The sequence below is a fragment of the Bradyrhizobium sp. BR 1432 genome, assembly GCF_051547705.1.
Lineage (GTDB): Bacteria > Pseudomonadota > Alphaproteobacteria > Rhizobiales > Xanthobacteraceae > Bradyrhizobium > Bradyrhizobium zhanjiangense.
Genome location: NZ_JBPUGF010000003.1, coordinates 4,898,839 through 4,919,799 on the forward strand (window position 1 = coordinate 4,898,839; position 20,961 = coordinate 4,919,799).

Below are 20,961 nucleotides of genomic sequence, written 5' to 3' on the forward strand. Positions count from 1 at the left end.
GTTGATTATGAGTGAATTGATCGCACACAAGCAAATCTGGATGCCGTACTAGAGCGTGATGTTTTTATACGGAAACATACCCTGAATTTTTGAGATAGTTGGCGCACTCCTCCTTGGAGAAGAGGTCGAGGAGTTCGCCGACCTTGCGCCAAGTCGCTTCGACATCACGTGTCTGGGCGGCTCGCATCAGGTGTTTGAGCTTGGCGAAGACCTGCTCGATCGGGTTGAGGTCGGGGCTGTAGGGCGGCAGGAAGAGCAGATGTGCTCCTGTGGCGCGGATGGCGTTGCGCGCCGCCTTGCCCTTGTGACTGCCGAGATTATCGAGGATGACGAGTTCACCTTTTGCGAGGGTCGGCGCCAGTACCTGTTCGATATAAAGGGTGAAGAGCTCGCCATTGATTGGGCCGTCGATGACCCATGGCGCGCTGATCCGATCGTGGCGCAGCGCCGCGATGAAGGTCATGGTCTTCCAATGGCCGAAAGGCGCAGACGCCTGGAGACGTTGCCCGCTCGGCCCCCAGCCTCGCAGCGGCGCCATGTTGGTTTTGATCCAGGTCTCGTCGATAAAGACCAGGCGCGAAGCGTCGATCCTGCCCTGATGGGTCTTCCAGCGCGTCCGTTTACGGGCGATATCGGGACGATCTTGTTCGGCCGGCAGGACCGTTTTTTTTGAAGCTCAGCCCTTCGGCGTGAACGAACGTCCACACCGCCCGCACGTCTGTCTTGATCCCGCGCGCAGCCAGTTCCTCCGTCAGCTTCCGCAAAGTGAATGGGCCGGAGTGAATGCGTTTGCGCAGCCAGTCGGCATTGGTGCCGGACAGAACCGGCTTCTTGTGACCGCCGATCTTGCCGGAGAAACGCCTCCGGTCTCCCGCCGCAGATTCTTCCACTTCGTCACACAGGAAGGGCTGATCTGAAGCGCTTCTGCGATCGAACGAACGGTCTCGCCCGCGTCAGCTCGCGCAAGAGCGCGTTCGCGAATGTCTTCCGAAAGCGGTCGCGTCATCCATGCTGGCCTCCGCTTTCCAGCATGGAGCTTGAATCAGAAATCCTCCCCGCAGGGAATCCCGATTCCGGCAAAAAACAACATGCTCTAGAAGAAATCTGCTGCGAGTTACCTCCTCACCACGGCTACCACGAAACCCGCAAATAAATTGCAGAACAACTGATTGCCGCTGCGCGGTCCGGCAAGATCACGTTGGCAGATCTTCGGGCAGTGGCACGTCACGCTCGCTGACATTGATTGGCCGGAAATCGGGGTAGGGCACGCACTCGTAAATCGCGATCGGCGCGTGGATGTCTGCTGCGCCCCTGATAGCTACGCGATAGCTGACCTTACCAGAGGTCCGAGTTGGGCCATGTGTGGACGGCTCCGGGTTGGCAAGGAGAATCTTTACTTTGCGGCGTTGGTCGGAGCGGCCATGTGTTCGGCCTGTTTGCGCGGTTCACGTGACCGCTGGCCATAATGCCCTCCGCGGATCAGGTCCCGATCAAAAGCACGCATTTCGGAGATGCCATGGCCCGTGTGGGTTGTCCTGATCGCCGGATCGACCGGCGCTGCATTAAGTGCTGTTCGCCCTTCCAACCGTTACGTCACACGCATGTCCGGCGTAATCTCATTTACGGCGGGTTCCTTGTAGCGTTCGTTCCTCGCCATCATCGCCCAGGCTATCCTGGCGAGTTTGTTGGCGAGCGCGATGGCAGCGACCTTAGTTGCTCGCCGCGCCAGCAATGCGGAGAGCCAGGGTCGAGGCCCCGTTCCATGGATCTTGGCATAGCGGATCACGGCGAGTGCGCCGGCTGTGAACAGGCTGCGCAAATAGCGATCGCCCTGCTTGCTGATACTGCCAAGCTTGTCCTTGCCTCCGCTCGAGTTCTGCTTCGGCACGAGCCCAACCCAGGCCGAGAAGTCTCGACCCGATCGGAACGCCTTGGCATCAGCAACGCGCGCGACCAGCGCCGGACCGACACCAGGGATCGCGTCCAGTCGCTTGCTCGTCGCGCTCGATCGATGCCAGGCGACAATGCGCCTGTCGAACTCCAGGATTTGCACCTTCAGCGCCCGCAATTGACTGCCGAGAGCAGCAAGACATGCGCGGGCCACCTCCGGGAGCCGGCGGTCAGCTGTATCGGCGACGACTTCCAGCAACTGATCGACGCCCCGGCGCCCGACCGGGGCGACAATCCCGAACTCGGCAAGATAGGCGCGGATTGAAGTTGATGACGGCAGTCTGCTGGCGGATGAAGAGGTGGCGCGCTCGATGAAGCATCAGACAGCTCTGTTGCTCGACCGTTTTGGTCGGCACAAGAAGGACAGCACGAAACGGCGCTTGAGTTGACGCCGTATGACCACTTGCCCGGCCATGCACTTGAAAGACCGACTTCGCAATATCCAGACCGATCGTCGAAATTGACTGCATAGGCTGCTCCTCCGAATCGTGGGAGCCTCAAAAACGGTGCCCATACCTTGGCACTCTCGTGCCGGTGGAGGAGCCGTCCACATGGGGTAATCGCGGGAGCGAGTCGCCCCTGAATCAGTCCCAACCGACAATGGAAGCTGGTGGCTGTTCCCCGATAGGATGGAAATACGGGCTCACGACTGGACGCCGGGCCCAAGCATCGAATGGAGAACAGCCATGGAAGAGTATATTGGTCTCGACGTGTCGATGAAAGAGACGGCAGTCTCGATCCGCCGAGCAGGTGAACGGATCTGGCGCGGCAAGTGCGCTTCTGATCCCAGCATTGTCGCCGAGCTTATCCGCAAGCGGGCGCCATCCGTGAAACGCGTGGTATTCGAGACCGGACCGCTGTCGGTATGGTTCTATCATTCTCTGCGCACCGAAGGGTTGCCGGCGATCTGCATCGATGCGCGCCATGCTAAAGCGGCGCTCGATATGGCAACGAATAAGACGGACGCGAACGACGCCGATGGTCTGGCGCAGCTCGCGGAAGTCGGGTTCTTTCGTGAGGTGCGTGTGAAGGGCTTCGACAGCATGCTGACCCGCACGCTTGTCGCAGCGCGGACGCGGCTGGTCCGAATCACTACCGAGCTTTCCAACCAGATCCGCGGTGTCATGAAAACCTTCGGTCTGCTCGTTCCCGCCGGAAAGGGAAGCACCTTCGAGAAGAATGTGCGGAGCCTTCTTGCCGACCAGGACGGACTTGCATCCATCGTGCTGCCGATGCTGGAAGCCTGGCGCGGCATTCGCCTCCGCGCCGCCGAACTCGGACGCCAATTGGTGCGGGACGCGCGCCAGAGTCAGGCTTGCCGCATCCTCATGTCGATTCCTGGCATCGGTGCGATCACCGCAACCTCCTTTACCACAGCAATTGAGGAGCCTGACAACTTCAGGAAGTCCCGATCTGTCGGTGCGTGGATCGGGCTAACAACGCGCCGCTACCAATCCGGAGAAGTCGATTATCACGGCCATATATCCCGACGTGAACCACAATTTGCGAGGGCTTCTCTACGAAGCGGCGGCGGTCATTCTGACGCGCAGCTCAACCCACAGCACGCTGCGCACGTGGGGTCTGCAGCTCCGGCAGAGGATCGGCTTCAAAAGAGCTGCCGTGGCTGTGGCCGCAAACTGGCGGTAATAATGCATACGATGCTTAAGACCGGCGAGCTGTTTAACCCGAATGCCGGAGCCGCCGCATAAGTCCAGATCGCGTTCGGAACCCGAACGCCTAAGGCGTCCCTGCCGGGACGTGAGCCGAGCCATTCCGCTGATGCTGTTGCATTGCTGACTCAGCAAAGTGCGTCGTCCACATTGAAGGCTCGTCCCGCGAAGCTCCATCATGCGGCGGCTGATGCCGACCGCGAAGACAACCATGCACCCGGCAGTGTCTCCTCAGGGATTATATGCTTGACGCCCCGGCAGCGATTAGACAACAGCATCAAGAGCGGAAGTCGCGAAGCTGCGGACGCGGGGGGATCTCACATCGGCGGCCTATGTTGGCGGCAGCCTGCTCAACATCACGCTCTCGCTGCCGCGCTCCTGCCCATCTCGGTCAATGACGATGGAACGCTTCAAATCAGCAGGTCATGTGGCGCAGGTCCAATGGCGTGATGCGGACCATTATTGCCGTGGTTGGCCGCCTGTTCGCCCGGTGCATTGAGGACCATTTTGATGATCATCTCGAGGTCCTCTGGCTGACCGGGCGGAACGCGCAGATCGAGCGGATCATTAAGTTCCTTAAGCTCGACTCTCGCGATGACAGTAGAAGGAGCTGCGGCGCTATCGAAGTGGAACACCGGTTCTCGATCTGCGCCGCCCGTCTCGAACGCAGCTTTGGCCGGCTGTGTCGATGCGATTGCAGCAGATTGCGCAGCACGCCGCGAGTTTCCGCGTCCGGCGTCACCGCCGGTTGCGACACTCGGATCTATGATGTCGGCTGCTTGCTGTGCGTTTGCAGAGGCTGAGTTTAAATCGTGTCTCAAGTCACCGTGTTCCACGGCGACCGGTTCTGCCGTCTTCACTGCCACTGACGCCCCAGCAGCGTCCGAAGCCGGAGCGTGATGCTCCGCGCCATTCCCGACGCCATTGTCCGGTTTGACACCAGCTTCAGTCGATTCGCTCGCTGCCGCCTTTGTAGAGGCTGGCCCTGAAGCGTGCTGCGAATCGCCGTGGCCCGCGCTAACGGCCGTTGCGACGCTTGATTTGACGTTCTCGGTTGTTTCCGGCGCGTTTGCCGCGGTTGAGTGCCCGGATTTGCCGTGTTCCGCGCCGCCTGGTTCTGCCGCCTTCGCTGACGCCCCCGCAGCGTCCATAGCCAGAGCGTGCTGCTCCACGCCATTCCCCGGTTTGGATTCAGCTTCAGTCGATTCCGTGGCTGCCGCCTTTGCAGACTCTGATTCCGAAGCGTGCTGCGAGTTACCGCGGTCCGCGCTGTCGGCCACTGCGACGCTCGAGTTGACGTTCTCGGCTGTTTCCGGCGCGTTTGCCGCGGTTGAGTGCCCGGATTTGCCGTGTTCCGCGCCGCCTGGTTCTGCCGTCTTCGCTGACGCCCCCGCAGCGTCCGTAGCCGGAGTGCCATTCCTGACGCCATCGCCCGGTTTGGATTCAGCTTCAGTCGATTCCGTGGCTGCCGCTCTTGCAAACCCTGACTCCAAAGCGTGCTGCGAGTTACCGCGGTCCGCGCTGTCGGCCACTGCGACGCTCTTGGACGATCACCAGCTCAGTCGACGAAACGCCGGCATCCGCATTGATCGAAGCACTCTTCGATGTGACATTTGCGACTGCCGTTGCCGTCGCGCTTTGAGCAGGCTCGATCGATGATAAGCGAACCGACTCGCCAGACGCAGCGCTCTCTTCCGTTGATGGCGCCGAATCGCTGGTGAGGGTTCTGAACCTTGCCGCTCCCCCCAAGTTCCGGGTCTGCCCGAACTGGAACCCCAAGCCGTGGTCGGCCAGAATGGCCGCCGTCCCGGGCGTGCTCTCGCTCGCGTCGATGCTGACCTGGACACTGTCCTGACTCAGAACAGTCTCACCGAGAGGCCTCGCCGATGCCAGCGCTTGTTCGAGCTTCTCCAAGGTGACGGCGGCAGCTGCGCCTTCTCGGTGGTCGGCGAAATCCGCTTCCGCGAGAGATACGATCCCCTGCAGATGGATTTCCAGCAGGGCGCGATCTCCGATACCGAGAACACGATCGGTCGGATTCACATAGACGATCGTTTCATTGGTTGCGGAGTTGTAGATCCAGGCAAGGGTATGTGGCGGTATGGACTTGCTTGCTGCTGTCTTATGCAACCATGCAAGCGCTCCGAAAGCCGCAAGATTGATCCTGCTCGACCCCGATCCGAAATCGAAGGCAGAGTGGGAAGAGGTAGAATTGGAATCGATCGGGGAGCGATGAACATCGTTTTCACCAACTTTGCCGCCCAACAGCTGATCGTGGCTGTCTCCGCCAATACTGGCATCGTGACCGGCCTCCACTAAGCGAACAGGTTTTTGGAGTATGTTGCCCTCGGCGCCATGAATCATTTGGCTCCGAGCGTCTTCTCCCGCGACGCTTTCGTTTCCCCTGGTCACATCTCCGGAAGGCAGGTGGGAATCGAGCGAATGGAAACCCGGGGCTGAGTTGTCTACACGATTGGCATTGGCATGAGCGATCGCGGCCGGGCTTGTGGCCACATTCTCTTCGGCGACGACCACGAGGCTGTCGATCAACGCCTTACCCGGGTCATGCGGCTGCACGGCGAGATGAGGGTCGTGCAGTGCGTAGATCAACGCGCCTGCGAGAGTGGCGAAGGTGCCATATCCTCCGTGAAGCGACATCGGATGGTCCGGAGTCGGTTCACCTCCAATCTGTGTGCCGCTGGTTTCTCGCCGTCGAGGCGCAGGAAGATTGGGTGTGCTCGATCCAACAGGACCGTAGTCTTTCCACGGTTTCGAGCCTGCAGATTGCTCAACTGGGCGCAGCGCTTCCATGGCCGCCGCCGGGCCCGTGACTTGGCTCAGCTTGGCAAAAACGTCACTCTGGGTAAGTGGGGACATCTCGGCGGATTCCCAGGCGGTGAGGTGCCGGAGAATAGCTTTCTTCCAGGGGTCATATTCGGCGTGCTCTCCCGCCTGGCTGATGCTGTCGTCATTCGGAAGCATGTCGCTCGCTTCCGACGCCTTGAGTTCGTCCGCAATGGCGATCGCCAGAAAGGCCAGCGCGAGCGTGCCGAAGCCGGAGGAATGTTTTAACAACGCGAGGGTAGCGAGCACAGTCCTGTTGGTGATCTCAAGCTTCTGAAATATATTGTACAGGTGTACTTTGACTGTCCCTGGTGAAACGTTTAACTGGCGCGCGATCGCCTTGTTCGACATTCCTTCTGACACCAGTTGCACGATTTGACGTTCCCGGTGTGTCAAAACCTCCAGTCTCTTTTCAATTTTGCCGGGACCGTCAGCTTCCTTCCCGGTTGGCGAGAGATCTAACTGCTCGGGCCGCTGCGTCAACGCTCGCAGCAGTCGCAACATGGTGTCGGGGGAGGCGCACTTCGAAATTGCGCTGCAGGCGCCGGCAGCAATCGCCGCGGTTAGATCGTGGTCGGATTCGGATTCGGTAAAGAACACCAAATGCGTGGAAAGATTCTCCGCTTTCGCAATGGCGAGTATCCCAGATACCGTCAGGTCCGGCAGCGTGTCGGCAATAAGCGCGACGTCGGGTATCAAAATCCGAATTGCTTCGAGGCAACTTGTCCCGTCGCTGCATGACGCGACAACGTCGAAGTCCTGCTGGACTCCGAGTATCGATTTCAGCCCCTGTAGAACGATCGGTTGTCGATCTACGATCATAAGCCGGGTGCGCTGGAATATCCCCTGCTTCGCAGACACGTTTAACATGCACGCTGCCTCGGCCCGGCCATCTATGTGCTTTGGCATATGGCCGAGGCCGGGTGAGGCATTAAAATACAATTAATAATTGAATGAAGAAAGAGGTTTGGCGGCGTTGACGGGACATGGAACCGCGAGCTTTCTGGGCATTTTGGGTGAGAAAATATGTCATTTGACCCGATGGCGGTTGCGATTGACTGGCTCGATGCCTACCGCGCGGGCGATATCGAGGCGATCTTAGAAATGTATGCCGAAGATGCCGTGGTTCACTGCGGCTGCGGTGGCGACGTCAAAACCATTAACAGCCGGGAGGCACTTCGAGCCTATTGGGTCGATCGCCTCCGAGAGCATCCGGCCGGCAAGTTGTACGATCTCAATCCCTCGCAAAATGACGGGACCGTTATCTCGTACATCACCGATACTGGTGTGATGAGCGCCCTTTTCGCGTTTGACACCGCCGGGAGGATCAAGGAGCTAAACTGCAATCCCTCACACGCGGCGTGATCCAAGCCGCAGTGGGTCACGTGCTGGACTTGCGGCGCGAGGGTGCCAACGTCCGCCCTGGGTGTGCGCCGTGAGAAGGCGGCGCTTTCCAGTGGGTGCAAACCCCACCCGGCAAACGCTCCAGCCGGAAGCATTCGGAGCAGTCATGGAGGTAACGAAGTGGCTGAAGCCTTCGATTAGCGTGTCACGAATTGGTGACAGCGCGAGTGTGCAGGCCGTAACGCGAGTGAACGCCGAGCAAGCCTCGAAAAGGACGATGCGCAGGCCGACCCGACAACCCTTTCGGGGAAGGCTGATACGGCTGGGATAACGAGCGAAATCCACCCAGCCGCTGCGCCGGGGTAGTGGCGACAGCATGTACACAAGGAAAGCGTACGCAACACGGGAGGCCCTACGACGTGGTCAGGGATGATCAACCGGACGCCCGCGAGGGACAGGCCGGACGCCGTGGGGATGCGGAGGGGTTCATAGTACTGGTGAAGCCGGGTAACGCCGGTGGAGGGAAGGGACCTCAGTTCAAGACGAACGCAAGACGTAGTGAGGGACCTGGGGATTGGGCAGCCTATCAACTCCGAAGAGTGTTCAGAAACTGCAGACCGCGTTGCACGCGAAAGCGAAGGCAGAAGCTGGCTACCGCTTCTACGCCCTGTACGACAAGATCAGCCGGGAAGACATCTTGGCCCATGCCTATGCCCAATGCCGCTCCAACAAGGGCGCACCGGGCGTGGACGGTCAGGACTTCGCGGACATCGAGGCGTACGGGGTGCAGCGGTGGCTTGGCGAACTGGCGCTTGCGCTCAGGCAGGAGACGTATCGACCGGACCCTATCAGAAGAGTGTACATACCGAAGGCCAATGGCAAACTCAGGCCATTGGGCATCTCGACCTTGCGCGATCGAATCTGCATGACGGCAGCGATGCTGGTGCTAGAACCGATCTTCGAAGCCGACCTTCCACCCGAACAGTACGCGTACCGTCCCGGGCGAAATGCCCAACAGGCGGTGGTCGAGGTGGAAGAGCAGCTGTTCCGCGGCCACCCGGAAGTCGTAGACGCCGACCTCGCGGACTACTTCGGGAGCATTCCACATGCCGAACTTCTAAAGTCGGTAGCGCGTCGGATTGTTGATCGGCGCGTGCTGCATCTGATCAAGATGTGGCTGGAATGTCCCGTGGAAGAAACCGATGATCGAGGAAGGAAGAAACGGACGACCGAGGCACGGGACAAGCGGCGCGGCATCCCGCAAGGCTCACCCATCTCACCATTGCTGGCGAATCTTTACATGCGCCGGTTTGTGCTGGGATGGAAGATGCTCGGTCTCGAGCAAAGCCTCGGCTCTCGCATCGTGACCTATGCCGACGACCTCGTAATCTTCTGTAAACGGGGCAAGGCTGAAGAAGCCTTGCGTCAATTGCGCATGATCATGGGAAAGCTGAAGCTGATGGTCAACGAGGAAAAGACACAAATCTGTAAGGTCCCGGAAGAGGAGTTCGACTTCTTGGGCTATTCGTTCGGGCGGATGTACTCAGAGAGAACCGGCCAGGCACGCCTGGGGTACCGGCCATCGAAGAAGAGCATCAAGCGTATGGTCGAGCAAATCCATGCGCTGACGGTCCGAACGGGGACATGGCAAGAAACCACAGAGCTGGTGGGTAAGTTGAACCGGGGAGCGGCAGCTTGCGGCGCAAGAGGCGCTGATTATTGAATTGAGGCGGCAGGGTCTGAATACGGACAACGCTGAAAAAGAACTCGAAATATTGCGCGAGAACCAGCGTCGGCGCCATCAAGACCGACAACGCCTCCTCTCGCTGCTACAGCCCTGATCAAAGTCCGCCTCGGATCCAAAAGTGGCGGTAGACGTGGACGAGGACCAATGTCCGATCTACTGCGAATAGCCGAGGTGGAAGCGAAGCAATGGTCGGCTCAGACGCAAATTCAGAAGTCTTCGTGTGCAAGACCGCTGGTTATTATCCGAGGAACCACTGCGTGAACTCTTCCGTTGTGCTGGTCTTCCGGACAGCAAAGGAACACGATGATGGATCGAGAACATGTGAAGGGCGCAGCCGACAAGGCAAAAGGCGCCATCAAACAAGGTGCGGGTAAGCTCAGTGGCGACAGGGACATGGAAACCGAAGGCAAGATCGACAAGGCCAAGGGATTCGCCCACAACGCCGCGGGAGATGTGAAGGATGCAGCGCGGGACGCTGCTGACGCCCTCAAAAAATAAGCAAGAGGGAAGTCCAAGACTAGCCGCCTCGGGCTGCCTTTTCTTTGCCACTGAGCGCTCTGGCTGAGTGTGCCCGTTCGGGGCCAGAACGTTCGCACGAGGTCCGCGTCGCTCTCCTTACCGGACGTGTTAGCCCAGGCCAACTCGCATATCGCGGCGGACTACTCAATCACCACCAATTTAACGAAGCTTACAATTGAGAAACTAAAAGTGTAACGCACGCGATCAGTGTCGCCGTGCTGAGGGTCACCACGACGAGAGCTTGTTCGCTGCGAGCTTGCAGATTGTCATCGTCCATTGACCTCAACGCGAAGAACACGCATCGTTTCCATCTACAGGGAAAGACCGTCTGGCTGTTTCGGCTCTCGAACTTGAGGGTCATGAGCGCCGGCTGGTGGCTCCGCTTGTTTGTTTCGCTCTTTTTCGATGAGCGGACAACAGGCACGCCGCCCGGACCAGCGCCTTTGGGCCAGAAGCGGGCATCGGAGACGGCGGGTTGGGACGCGGCTGGAATTTGTCAAGTGAGGGCGCGTCATAGGAACTCTCGAATGGAGCCAATCCAGCCGCCCGCGTGAGAAGCTGCTCCTAACGTTCTGACCTCATGTAAGGCACTCCGCTGACGCGCCAAATATCTGGCTCCTCGCCTACGCCTGCTTGCGGTGTCTTGCGGATCCCACGCGTTGTGCGGTGCTCTACGTAGAGGTGGAGTGACTAGGAGCACGGCGCAAAAATGCTCCTGCCAGCATTGCTGTTGCCAATTCCGGATGCTTGTTCATCAAATCCTCCCGCAGTGACTTCCTAAAAATCTTCGGGGTGCGTGTGGGACGTTCCAGGAGCGCGCCGGGAACTGCTGACTTTAAGTGCGGTGTAGGCACCATGCGGTGCAGCTACGAAACAACGTTACATCGCGGAACGAAACCGGTAGCCAATCTTTCTCTGTCTTTGGAGGATGCCTATGACTTCTCAGGCCATAGAAGGTGCGTGTGCGTTCGCTTGGCGGAACTACCTGCTGTTCCACAGCGGCATCAGCGAGAACGATAATAGGCGTTCTGCCCTCTATCGCTACGTCGCCAATCTTCCTGATACTGGTGGAGATAATTTCGATCTATTGCAAATAGCGGCCGTCGCTTACTTAAAAAAACTGGACGAATTGCACGACGAAAGATGTGCGAGGCTTGCGGCAGATCAGGTCTTGGCTGAGTGCTTTAGAAGCACGCAGGGCACAACCCACCACGAAGCTTAAGGCCACAACACCAAAAAGAGGGAGCGAACCGCATGGCAGACAAGACCGCTAACGCAAACCGTTTCGCGCGCGACCCAAAAATCCCGTCACCGCAACGACTGCAATCGGTATGAATGCGTTGAATCCGATTATGCACTTTCAAGTGTCAGTCCTGAGCATGTGGGCCGATAGTATTGAGAGGTTCGCGGGCAACTACGAAAAAGGGCTAGAAGAAACGACGACCGTCGTCGAGGAACAGTCAGACAAGGGACGCGCCGCATAAATTAACGCGAATGGTGTAAGTCGGAGTCCGCCTCGCGTCATTCGCGTCGATTTGGCGCTGTCCCGGCATTTTCCGGTGTCAATCGGCTTCCAAATTTTGGACGCCGATCGCGACACTAGTCAGCCCTCTATTCCACAGGTACGTACGCGCACTTTGGCTTCGCAGGGACTCTCGCAAACTGTCAACCATACCGTCGATTGACTGGGACCTCATTTTCGTGACGCAAAGAGGACTTTGCGATGCGACTCTCCGGCCTTGGTCTTCTGACACGATGGCACAGTAGAGTCGCCAAACCCGAAATTGCTTCGGAGCTGCAGTTGATCGCGCTTACGGTAAAAGTTCCACGTGTCTACACCCAAAGATCTTGCAGCAGTGCCTTGCTTTCCTTCAAGTCGCGAATGTCGAAGCCCTCGTTGAACCAACCGTAGACCGGCGCGAGAAGACCGCGTGCTTCATCAGCCTTGTCCTGATCACGCCAGAGCCGGGCGAGATTGACGGCAGAGCGAAGTTCCCAGAGTTTCGCCTCCTGCTGACGCGCAATCGCAATGGCGTGGCGAAACTCAGTCTCCGCCTCGGCCGCGGCGCCCGGCCGAGCCATTAGCATCAACTCGCCTCGTCGCCGGTGCAGCTCGGCCTCGAACCATCGCACCCCCAATTTCTGGGTTAGTGCTAAGGCGTCGGATAGTTGACCGAGCCCGGTTTCAAATCGTGCTGCGTTTGCCTCGGCCGCCGCGAGCTGCGCGAGGTAGAACGGAAGAGTCCATGCTGCGCCGGACGCCTGGAATCCCTCGATACCGCGCCGCAGTAAGTCCACCCCGGCTTCGGCGTCGCCGGCCTCGGCCAGCGACCAGCCGCGATATGCCGTCCCCATCGCGAGAAAGAAGGCAAAGCCCTGCTCGGTGGTGAGCGCAACTAGCTCCTCCGCCCGTCGCCCAACCATATCCGCATCATCGAGCACGAAATGCAATCGGCATGCGACGCTCAGCGCGAACGCGAGGCTGATCGGGTGGGACGAATCGCGCGCCTCTGCCAGGGCGTCATTGCTCTGCACGCGCGCCTGATCGGCGAAGCCAAGGAGGCCACACGTCAGCGACAGGAACGAAAGCATCGCTACGCGGGCGTTTTCTGCGAACAGGGCCGTCAGAGAGCGCTGCAGCTCCGGATCGTACATGGCGAGCCCCCGCTCAAGATGGGCACGCGCCAGGGCCAATTGTCCGCGATGAAGCCAGCTATCGCCGACTGCCCGATGACCGGCGACAAGAATAGCGGCGTCGTTTTGTCGTCCAGCCAAATCGAGCAGGTCCTCGGCGATGCGATGGGATCGGTCCGTTTCACCACGCACGTGATAATGCACGAACTCGCCCCAGAGCGCCTTGAGCAGGTTCGGCGTGTCGTTCAGTGACTTGCAGAGGCAACGCGCCCGGGCGTAGGCCCTGCCGGTCTCTTCGGCCGCATGGCCCTTTGCGGCGATCAGTGCGCCGCCGAGCGCGAGTTGAAGGTCAGTTTCGGTGCCCTGGCGCCCGGGGGTATCCGGGAGATGGGATAGCAGATCGAGCGCCCTTCGCATCTGCACGATTGCTTCTGTCATGGCCGATCGAGCCTTGGAACGCTCACCAGCCTGCTGCCAATAGGAAACCGCCTTTTCGATCAAACCCGCATGCCCGCAATGGTGGGCGAGGATCTCCGGTTGCTCTTGGATGCCCCTAGCGAGCCTCTCCTCGAGCGTGCCAGCGATCCGCGCGTGCAGCTCGCGGCGTTGGCTGCGCAACAGTGTGCCGTATGCCGCGTCCTGGACCAGTGCGTGTTTGAACAAGAAATTGGCGTCGGGCGGTTCGCCACGCCCAAAATGAGCCCGGCGTTGATCAGCCGGTTCATCGCCGCTTGCAGCTCGTGATCGCACCGCTGCACGATCGCGGCAAGCAGATCGTAGGAGAACTCGCGGCCAATGGCCGCGCCGACTTGCGCCACCTCCTTAGCTATCGGACCGATTCGGTCGAGCCGCGCCATCAACGAAGCATGCAACGTGGCCGGCACAGCAAGTCCGGGCAGGGGCGCGAAAGAGATGGCTCGCGCGATCCCCTCGGGGCTTGTTTCGAGCACCGCTTTGGTCAACTCCTCGACGAACAGCGGTACGCCATCCGTTCGTTCAGCAATCTCATTGACGATTTCGGTCGGCAGCGTCCGGGTGCCAGCCACGCTCCGGATCAGCGCGGCGCCCGCGCTCTGGTCAAGCCGGTTCAGCACGAGCAAGCTGACGTGCGGCTTTCCGGTCCATACCAACGGGAACTCGGGGCGGCAGGTGATCAGGACCAAAACTGGTAGGCTTGCTACTCGATCGACCGTCCGGTCCAGCAGCTCGTGCGAGCTCGGATCGATCCATTGCATGTCCTCGAACACGACCATAATTGGATATCTTTGTGCGAGAGTTTCAAGCTGGCGAACCAGAGCGGCGAAGCTTCTCTCCTTCTTTTGTTGCGGCGTAACGGTAACCGGCAGATACAGATCACCGTCCGGGATCGACAGCAACTCGGCCAGGATCGCCACGTCCTCGTCGGACGGCAATGCCGGGGATAGTAGGACTCGGAGTTTATCGAGCTTCGCCCTCGGTGTGTCCTCACGATCGAAACCAGCCGCTCGCTGGAGTTGTGCGGTGAAGGGATAGAGCGCACTTTCCTGATGACGTGGCGAGCAGAAATAGCGCAAGCAGGTGTGCGGCTCGCGTTCGATACGCTCCTGCAGAGCCGCAACGAGGCGCGACTTGCCGATCCCCGCCTCGCCCACGAGCAGTGTTACTTGACCGGTACCGACCCGCGCACGGCGCCAGCTCCGTTCCAGCTGCGCGAGTTCTTCCTCGCGCCCAACCAGCGGGGCGAGGACCGCAGGATGCAACGCCTCGAAGCGGCTTTCCGCTGTTCCCTCATGCAGCACCCGCCAGGCTTGCACCGGCATGGCGAAGCCCTTCAGCGTCACCGCGCCGAGATTCTCGTAGTCAAAGAGCCCGCCGATGAGCCGCCGCGTGTCCTCAGCGATTACCACCCCATCCGGTTCGGCGAGCGCTTGCAGTCGAGCGGCAAGGTTTGGCGTCTCGCCAAGCACCGCCTGTGCCTCCGCAGCTTCGCTGCCGATAAGGTCACCTACGATGACGAGACCAGTCGCGAGCCCAAGGCGAACCCGGAGCTCGAACTCGGGTGGGGCTCTCGGCGCGCGCCTGAGCGCGGCGATCTCAAGCGCAGCGCGCACCGCGCGTTCGGCATCGTCCTCATGCGCTGAAGGATGGCCGAACAGGATGAGCATGCCATCGCCGATGTAGCGGCTGATAGTGCCACCGTACTTGCGGACGACCGCCGCTACGCTATCGCGGTACTCGGCGATTATGTCTCGTAGATCTTCTGGATCGAGCCTTGTCGCAAGTGCCGTCGAGCCGACGAGGTCGCAAAACATCACTGTGAGCTGGCGACGCTCGGCGGAAGAACTTGGCGCGGGTGACAAGCTCGAGCGCTCCGTGGCCCGCGCTACGATGGACGTCGAGGCGCCGGCCCCTGCTGTTACTTGCGGCGGTACTGTCGGCGTGAGCGCGGCACCGCAGTCGCCACAGAAGTTCTTGTCTGGCGGATTGTCGGCCCCGCACGCAGGGCAGCGAAGGAATAGCGGCGCGCCGCAATCGCCACAGACCTTCTTTCCCTCTGGGTTGACTTTGCCGCAACTCGGACAATTCATGCCGCACCCGATCGAATTCCGACCGACGTGAGGTCGCGTCGGTCTATGGGCGAATCTTCAGAGCGCGCTCTTTGAAGATTCTTCGTCAGCTGCCTACCAAGCGTCAAGGACGATCAAACTCACAATTTTCAGGAAGTAGACACAGGCGATAGTCGCAGGGAAATGAGCCAGCTGGGTGTCATCGTTGCCTCCCGAGCGGTTGTCTCGAAAGCTTAAGCTGGCAGGCTCGACGAGGATTATGAACTGGCTAACACTCTGCAGCTCAAGCCCATTTTCAATTTAAGAAGGCTGACCACATCCTAAGACGACCCAAGCGCGAAATTGGTGGTGATCAGCAAATGCCGGCAAACCTATGGGCCGTCCACTAACTACCGCCGGCCGAGTCGATGAAAGGTCCTCTCGCGCGTCAGCAACCGAGCGCTGTGGGGCAAATGCGAATTTGCGGGAACGGCAGCTCTTGGGCGCAAAGCGGATCGGCCCCCTAGGTATGTCTCAGAGGGCTCCGGACAGTCCTAAGGGTCGCAGTTTCCCTGCCTCGAAGCGCCTGACAATCCTATCTTCGTGCAACCTATCTGTTTCCCGGATCTGTCTGCAGGCGTAGAATGTCGCTGCCCTTGAAGCGGGATGTGCCGAAATCACCGTCGAGGGCGAACGAGCAGCGCTGGTGCTGTCGGCAGGCTCTCTTAGCGACCGATCCTTTTTCGGTTTCGTACCACCTTAGCCACAAACTTTGCGCGCCGCTTTGCAGCGGTCGTTAGGTTATGTTGGGAGAAAAGCGATGACCAAGATCGATCGAAGGTCCGCACTGGGAATCGGGCTGGCAGCGGCTTCGGCTGCCATAGTGAAGCCAGCCGCCGCTCAAACCACAGGCTACAAGGATACGACGCCTTGGGCAGGTGTTGTAGTGCGTGAATATGAAGGCGAGACACCATCCCTGATCCCAGGTTTTAAGACCGTCTCAATGCGCGATATCATTATGCAGCCGGGATCGAAGACCATGGGACCCCCGATGATGAATGCCATGGTCTGCCATATCACCGAAGGCGAGCTTCGGCTCGAGCAGGACGGAAAGACCTTTACGGGCAAAAAGAATTTTGTCTGGACTTGCAACAAGGATACAAAAGAACAGGCGTTCAACGATGGCAATGTGGTCGCGATTATGCGGATCACGGACCTGAAGGCCTAAGGCTGGCTCCTCGTAAGAGACCGATCGTAGGAGCGGATGGCGCGCGCTACGACGCGCCATCCACGCTGAGCCAATTACCTGGTCCGATATATAAAAGCTTGCATCTCCTCCAGGGTAAGCTTGCCATCCTTATTGCTGTCCATCGCCTTGAAAATTCGTTCGTGAGCTGCCTGAAACTCTTGCAGTGAGATGGTCCCATCGCCATCGGCGTCCATCAGAGCGAACATCATACGCATCATAAAAGGAGGTCCCATGGCGCTCCCACCCATCATGCCACGCCCCATCATATGTCCTCCCATCATGTCGTTCATACCACCTTGCCCTATCGTGCTCGGGCTTTCCCGGCCCAGGAATGAGATTGCATTTGTTGCTGATCTGGCTGGGGCGTCATTCGGTCCTGTGCGATGGCGCCCGCATTGCAATACGCCAGAATGAGGGTAGATATCGTGAGTCCCAGAACGCGCGAGTACATTCGAACCTCCTCGGAGATGTGTGGCCCGTCCCATTAATTCCGCGCGAGTGATATTGATCCTCCTGCTCGGCTTTCCCCCAACGCAGCCGCCATTCTGATCGACTACTAAGATCGTAGGCTTCAGCTGGAAGAGCCAGACGGAGACCGCATGCACTACAACCGCATGCAGGACCGTTTCGGGTTAAAGGCGGGCCTCGGACTGATCGGCGCGACGGTCCGGAAAAAGGCCGAATGCCTTGAAAAGGCACAGTTGCGGCGCGAGATGCTTGCCCACCCGAGCAGCGTCTTGCGCGTTTCTCTGCCTGTGGATCTCGCCACGACTTATCTTGCGTCCCAATTGGCCGAGTTCTCCCGGCGCTATCCCGAGATCAGCTTCGAGTTCGATCTTACGCTGCGGCATGTCGATCTGGTGGCCGAGCCGTTCGATGTGGCGATTCGTATGGGCGAGTTACGCCGTTTGCCGGTTGGAACGGCGGCTCCCGGCTGAACCTGCCGTCTGTCGCTCGCCGCGGCCGTTTCGAATTTGAAACGACGGGCAAAAGACTTGGCAGAATGGCATCAGTGAACGAGTTCGGATCAGGCGTGGGGGATGCCGCGGGCTTTGTTTGTCTCGGCGGCGAGTGAGACGTTCGTAACACTACGCAGCAGGCGGCCCGAACCAGGTCGTCAGCGCCTCCGCAAGTCCGCGTTGGCTATCGTCTTCCACCCAGGCCACATATCCATCGGGCCGCACGAGCACGGCCTTGGGCGCGGCGATCTGTCCGATGGCCGGAAGCTCCCATGTGCCGTCGTAGGCAGCATCGACCGCTTCGACGCGCCCCGCCCATGGCGTGATGTCGAGAACATCTGCCTTCTCAAAATTGAGCAGCAGGCCCCGCGCGCCGTGCAGTAGCGCGAACAGTCTTAGTGGCTGCCTTTCGACCGTCAGATCGAGATCCGGCATACGCCGTCCGAGCAGCGCATGCCCTTCGCCGAGATCATAGCGGATGTCGAGCCCGCTCATCATTGCGCCAACGCGCTGGCGCGGCTGGTCCATGGCGAGCAGCTCGGAGACGACGTCGCGCGCGGCCTTGAGGCCATCGTCGCCGCGGCGGAGCAGGGCGATTTGCGCCATGGTGTTTTGCAGGACGCGTGCCGCGACGGGATGGCGCTCGGAATGGTAGGTGTCGAGCAGGCTGTCCGGCGAGATGCGATTTACCACCTGCGCCAGCTTCCAGCCGAGATTGACGGCGTCCTGCACGCCGGTGTTGAGGCCTTGTCCGCCGACGGAGTGATGGATATGCGCGGCATCGCCGGCGAGTAGCACGCGTCCCCTGCGATAGGACACGGCCTGCCGTGCCGTGTCGGTGAAGCGGGAGATCCAGGCGGGATTGTTGAGGCCGAAGTCGGTGCCGTAGACCGCCCTGAGGGCGTCGCTGAGATCGCGCAAGGTGGGCTCGCCGGTGCGCGCGAGCGTTGCTTCCGTCACGACGACCAGTACGCGTCCGCTCTCGGTTTTGCTGAGGCCGTGGAAGCCGAGCGCATCGTGACGCAGGCCCCATGCCGGCGCCTCGTTCATCTCGACCTCGGCCATGAGGTTGCTGAGCGTCGGATCGAAACCGGCGAACTCGATGCCAGCGGCTTTGCGCACTAGGCTGCGACCGCCGTCGCAGCCAACGAGATAGTTTGCGCGCAGCGTCTTTCCGCCCGACAACGCGATATCGATGCCGGTCTCATCCTGCGCAAAAGCCGTTACCTCGGCATTGCGATAGACCGGAACTGCGAGTTCCTCGACCAAGCCGGCCAGGATGCGCTCGATGTGGCTCTGCCGCAGCGCGAGGCCGTAAGCGTGCCGGGTGGGAAGGTCGCTGATGTCGAGCCGCGTCCACGCGAAGCCGGCGAGCTGGGTGATCTGGCCCTCGCGCAGAAAGCGGTCGGCGACGCCGCGCTGATCGAGGATCTCGAGGGTGCGGGCGTGCAATCCGCCGGCGCGCGTCTCGACCAGCTCCTGGTTCGCGCGCCGCTCGACCACAGCGACGTCGACATTGGCGAGCGCGAGCTCCGCAGCCAGCATCAGGCCGGTTGGGCCAGCGCCGGCGATCACCACGGCATGATCGGTCATCGCGGCTGTCCTCGCGCCGGCGCGATGCACATGCTGGTGTGAGCGGGACCTGGGAAGCAATACAGGCATGTCGCGACCCCTCGATGTGTCGGCTGGGCCACGAGTTCTACGGCAGGGACGGGGACTTGAAGCAAGCCCCTCGCGCACCACATATCTAGCTGGGAGGAGGGGTTTCGTCGTCTTGCCCTCGACGGTGTTTGACACGTCGGGCAAAACACTGGCAGAATGGCATCATCGAAAGAGTTCGGTTCAGCCCGCGCGGGAGCAATCCGCTGCGGGTTTTCTTTTGAGCATAGTCGTCAGCAAATGCCGGCGGTTCGCTGCATGATGTCGGCGAGTTCCTCAAACGAGAACGGCTTCCTGATCATCGGAAGGCCGCCGCGCCGGGGTTCGCGACCGGACAGCTGAAGCACCTTCAACTCGGGGCGGACTCGTTTGGCCAACTCGGCCAGTTCATGGCCATCCATGTCGGGCATATTGATGTCCGTGATCAGGATGGAGATGTCCTGGTTCTCGTTGAGCTGATCGAGCGCATTCGGACCGTTTTGGGCGCTAATCACCTGGCAGCCAAGATCTTCCAGCATGCCGACGATCACGTCGAGGACGGCGGGGTCGTCGTCAACAACCAGGACAGTGTGACTCATCGAACGAACGTTCCTTCCAACGAAGGACTAAACGCGCCTCTCGTCAGGTAGGTTCCCGGCAAGCTCTGGTCGCATTTTCAGACGTTTGACACGACGGGCAAAACCCCGGCCGCATGGCATCATCCAAACGCGCGCCGCCGGTGCCCCTAATCGTCCTTCGACAAATCGCTGGATTTCGTGGGGAGGTCGATGGTTCCGCCATCGCCGTGCACGAGGTCGCGACCCCTGTCCTCTGTCTCGCCAGCGTCTTCAATAATCGACTCTTGCGTGTCGCGCGCCGTGTCGATGCGTGGCTTGGGCCCCGGCAGATTTCGCGATGTCTTTTGTAGCGTCATCTTAACTGTCATCAACCGGTCCTCCTGATCGCCAAACGCACGTTACGTGAATTTGTTCGTTTGAAACGTCAGGCAAAACACACCGGTAGGATGACATCTTGAGACCAATTTGGTTCACCCGCGTGGAAAATATCCGCCGTGGGTTTTTAGTTCTCGATCCAGAATCGGATGGTGGCCCACACATTATGGCGACGCGCTCGCTTGGCATGTGTTCGGGAAGCGCCGATCAGCGTGCCGCCCGTCCGTACCGTAGCCGGTCTTGGACGCGCGAACGTGCTGGCCCGCGCGGCGCTGCGCTCCTTGCTCACGCCGCTGCGATCTCCAGGAGCCGAGATCGGGCACTTGTAAAGGCCGGACAAGCTGATGGTCTATCGCGCGGCACTACATCTCGCAAAACTCCTGGTCTGGGACAAGGTCCTCGGCTTTGGCATCCACGGATGCTCTGGCAGGAATCACGGCCAATCTCGTGGTCCCCTACTTCGTCAAACGCGGCTTCGAGAACGCTGCAAGGATCATCAAGCGGTGAAGATGGTGGACGAGGAAATCAAGGCCATTGTTGTCGAAACGCTGGCTGAGCAGCACAGACTCCGGCAAGAGAGCATCGATGCGATCGTATCGAAGGCAGTGGCGTCGGCGCTGGCTTCTTTTGGAATCGAGGATGACGATCGGAAAGAGCTCAGGGTGGACTTCCAACACCTGCGGCGATGGCGGAAAAGCGTGGACCAGGCGCAGCGGTATACGTTGAAGGCTGTCATCACGGTAATCGCCACCGGCCTGATGGGGGCCGTCTTGTTAGGCGTCCAGGTCGTGCTGGGTAAGTGAGGATTCCTCGGGGGCGACGTCGCCGTACGACGGATCGAGGTTGAGCCCGAAGTGCCCTGGGCCTGGTCGCATACGCTTTACTGGCGAAAGTGGCTGAGATGAGCGGTGAGCGGCGTTTCCCGTGAT

15 protein-coding genes and 4 pseudogenes are annotated in these 20,961 nt (G+C 59.9%); 8 read left to right on the top strand and 11 right to left on the bottom strand.

The window, feature by feature from the left end; genetic code table 11:
* Positions 1-64: 64 nt before the first annotated feature.
* Positions 65-1,006: pseudogene (locus ACSKB8_RS23535) on the bottom strand (IS630 family transposase).
* A 582-nt stretch (positions 1,007-1,588) separates the two neighbouring features.
* Positions 1,589-2,420: pseudogene (locus tag ACSKB8_RS23540) on the bottom strand (IS110 family transposase).
* A 216-nt stretch (positions 2,421-2,636) separates the two neighbouring features.
* On the opposite strand from ACSKB8_RS23540, the gene ACSKB8_RS23545 reads away from it, so the two are divergent.
* Entirely contained in the window at positions 2,637-3,659 is a 1,023-nt protein-coding gene (locus ACSKB8_RS23545; RefSeq protein WP_438106690.1) for an IS110 family transposase, read from the top strand.
* A gap of 371 nt (positions 3,660-4,030) precedes the next feature.
* Here ACSKB8_RS23545 and ACSKB8_RS23550 read toward each other — a convergent pair whose 3' ends face one another.
* Together ACSKB8_RS23550 and ACSKB8_RS23555 are read right to left on the bottom strand one after the other, a co-directional pair.
* Positions 4,031-4,486 carry a hypothetical protein gene (locus ACSKB8_RS23550; RefSeq protein ID WP_438106692.1) on the bottom strand — a complete coding sequence of 152 codons (456 nt, stop codon included), beginning with the start codon at positions 4,484-4,486 and terminating at the stop codon, positions 4,031-4,033.
* Positions 4,487-5,126: 640 nt separating this feature from the next.
* Positions 5,127-7,334 carry a LuxR C-terminal-related transcriptional regulator gene (locus ACSKB8_RS23555; RefSeq protein ID WP_438106694.1) on the bottom strand — a complete coding sequence of 736 codons (2,208 nt, stop codon included), beginning with the start codon at positions 7,332-7,334 and terminating at the stop codon, positions 5,127-5,129.
* Between the two features lie 156 nt (positions 7,335-7,490).
* Between ACSKB8_RS23555 and ACSKB8_RS23560 the strand changes: the two genes are divergently transcribed.
* The 4 genes from ACSKB8_RS23560 to ACSKB8_RS23575 all read left to right on the top strand — a co-directional run bounded on the left by ACSKB8_RS23560 (position 7,491) and on the right by ACSKB8_RS23575 (position 11,296).
* Positions 7,491-7,829: a nuclear transport factor 2 family protein gene (locus tag ACSKB8_RS23560; protein ID WP_438106696.1), complete on the top strand. Its 339-nt coding sequence runs from the start codon at positions 7,491-7,493 to the stop codon at positions 7,827-7,829.
* 553 nt (positions 7,830-8,382) lie between these two features.
* Positions 8,383-9,531, top strand: a complete 1,149-nt coding sequence (ltrA, locus tag ACSKB8_RS23565) for a group II intron reverse transcriptase/maturase (protein ID WP_438106697.1) — start codon at positions 8,383-8,385, stop codon at positions 9,529-9,531.
* A 327-nt stretch (positions 9,532-9,858) separates the two neighbouring features.
* Complete coding sequence (locus ACSKB8_RS23570; protein WP_438106698.1) at positions 9,859-10,053, top strand: CsbD family protein; 195 nt, start codon at positions 9,859-9,861, stop codon at positions 10,051-10,053.
* Positions 10,054-11,008: 955 nt separating this feature from the next.
* On the top strand, positions 11,009-11,296 hold the full coding sequence (locus ACSKB8_RS23575) for a hypothetical protein (RefSeq protein ID WP_438106700.1): 288 nt from the start codon (positions 11,009-11,011) through the stop codon (positions 11,294-11,296).
* A 611-nt stretch (positions 11,297-11,907) separates the two neighbouring features.
* On the opposite strand, the gene ACSKB8_RS23580 is transcribed toward ACSKB8_RS23575, so the two are convergent.
* From ACSKB8_RS23580 to ACSKB8_RS23590, 3 genes and pseudogenes are all read right to left on the bottom strand, one after another.
* On the bottom strand, positions 11,908-13,209 hold the full coding sequence (locus ACSKB8_RS23580) for a hypothetical protein (RefSeq protein WP_438106702.1): 1,302 nt from the start codon (positions 13,207-13,209) through the stop codon (positions 11,908-11,910).
* On the bottom strand, positions 13,206-15,047 hold the full coding sequence (locus ACSKB8_RS23585; protein ID WP_438110650.1) for an ATP-binding protein: 1,842 nt from the start codon (positions 15,045-15,047) through the stop codon (positions 13,206-13,208). Before ACSKB8_RS23585 ends, ACSKB8_RS23580 begins: the two co-directional genes overlap by 4 nt.
* Positions 15,048-15,149: 102 nt before the next feature.
* Positions 15,150-15,275 (bottom strand): annotated as a pseudogene (locus tag ACSKB8_RS23590) (double zinc ribbon domain-containing protein); the annotation flags it as partial.
* Between the two features lie 778 nt (positions 15,276-16,053).
* Between ACSKB8_RS23590 and ACSKB8_RS23595 the strand changes: the two are divergent.
* A complete protein-coding gene (locus ACSKB8_RS23595) occupies positions 16,054-16,461 on the top strand; it encodes a hypothetical protein (RefSeq protein WP_438106704.1) in 408 nt (135 codons plus the stop codon).
* Positions 16,462-16,535: 74 nt separating this feature from the next.
* On the opposite strand, the gene ACSKB8_RS23600 is transcribed toward ACSKB8_RS23595, so the two are convergent.
* The gene (locus tag ACSKB8_RS23600; RefSeq protein WP_438106707.1) at positions 16,536-16,772 is read right to left on the bottom strand and encodes an EF-hand domain-containing protein; all 237 of its coding nucleotides are present in this window, start codon (positions 16,770-16,772) and stop codon (positions 16,536-16,538) included.
* A gap of 423 nt (positions 16,773-17,195) precedes the next feature.
* Between ACSKB8_RS23600 and ACSKB8_RS23605 the strand changes: the two are divergent.
* Positions 17,196-17,384, top strand: a pseudogene (locus tag ACSKB8_RS23605) (LysR substrate-binding domain-containing protein); the annotation flags it as partial.
* A 186-nt stretch (positions 17,385-17,570) separates the two neighbouring features.
* Here the strand turns inward: ACSKB8_RS23605 and ACSKB8_RS23610 are convergent.
* From ACSKB8_RS23610 to ACSKB8_RS23620, 3 genes are all read right to left on the bottom strand, one after another.
* On the bottom strand, positions 17,571-19,103 hold the full coding sequence (locus ACSKB8_RS23610) for an FAD-dependent monooxygenase (protein ID WP_438106709.1): 1,533 nt from the start codon (positions 19,101-19,103) through the stop codon (positions 17,571-17,573).
* 230 nt (positions 19,104-19,333) lie between these two features.
* Positions 19,334-19,678, bottom strand: coding sequence for a response regulator (locus ACSKB8_RS23615; protein WP_438106711.1), 345 nt, complete (start codon positions 19,676-19,678; stop codon positions 19,334-19,336).
* A 146-nt stretch (positions 19,679-19,824) separates the two neighbouring features.
* On the bottom strand, positions 19,825-20,025 hold the full coding sequence (locus tag ACSKB8_RS23620) for a hypothetical protein (protein ID WP_438106712.1): 201 nt from the start codon (positions 20,023-20,025) through the stop codon (positions 19,825-19,827).
* Between the two features lie 510 nt (positions 20,026-20,535).
* Between ACSKB8_RS23620 and ACSKB8_RS23625 the strand changes: the two genes are divergently transcribed.
* Complete coding sequence (locus ACSKB8_RS23625; protein WP_438110652.1) at positions 20,536-20,835, top strand: hypothetical protein; 300 nt, start codon at positions 20,536-20,538, stop codon at positions 20,833-20,835.
* Positions 20,836-20,961 lie beyond the last annotated feature (126 nt).

Bases quoted from the DNA above. Each gene is read 5' to 3' on its own strand.
- ACSKB8_RS23545 (WP_438106690.1), top strand. From the start codon at position 2,637: ATGGAAGAGTATATTGGTCTCGACGTGTCGATGAAAGAGACGGCAGTC.
- ACSKB8_RS23555 (WP_438106694.1), bottom strand. From the start codon at position 7,334: ATGTTAAACGTGTCTGCGAAGCAGGGGATATTCCAGCGCACCCGGCTT.
- ACSKB8_RS23560 (WP_438106696.1), top strand. From the start codon at position 7,491: ATGTCATTTGACCCGATGGCGGTTGCGATTGACTGGCTCGATGCCTAC.
- ACSKB8_RS23570 (WP_438106698.1), top strand. From the start codon at position 9,859: ATGATGGATCGAGAACATGTGAAGGGCGCAGCCGACAAGGCAAAAGGC.
- ACSKB8_RS23575 (WP_438106700.1), top strand. From the start codon at position 11,009: ATGACTTCTCAGGCCATAGAAGGTGCGTGTGCGTTCGCTTGGCGGAAC.
- ACSKB8_RS23595 (WP_438106704.1), top strand. From the start codon at position 16,054: ATGACCAAGATCGATCGAAGGTCCGCACTGGGAATCGGGCTGGCAGCG.
- ACSKB8_RS23600 (WP_438106707.1), bottom strand. From the start codon at position 16,772: ATGAACGACATGATGGGAGGACATATGATGGGGCGTGGCATGATGGGT.
- ACSKB8_RS23610 (WP_438106709.1), bottom strand. From the start codon at position 19,103: ATGCCTGTATTGCTTCCCAGGTCCCGCTCACACCAGCATGTGCATCGC.
- ACSKB8_RS23615 (WP_438106711.1), bottom strand. From the start codon at position 19,678: ATGAGTCACACTGTCCTGGTTGTTGACGACGACCCCGCCGTCCTCGAC.
- ACSKB8_RS23620 (WP_438106712.1), bottom strand. From the start codon at position 20,025: ATGACAGTTAAGATGACGCTACAAAAGACATCGCGAAATCTGCCGGGG.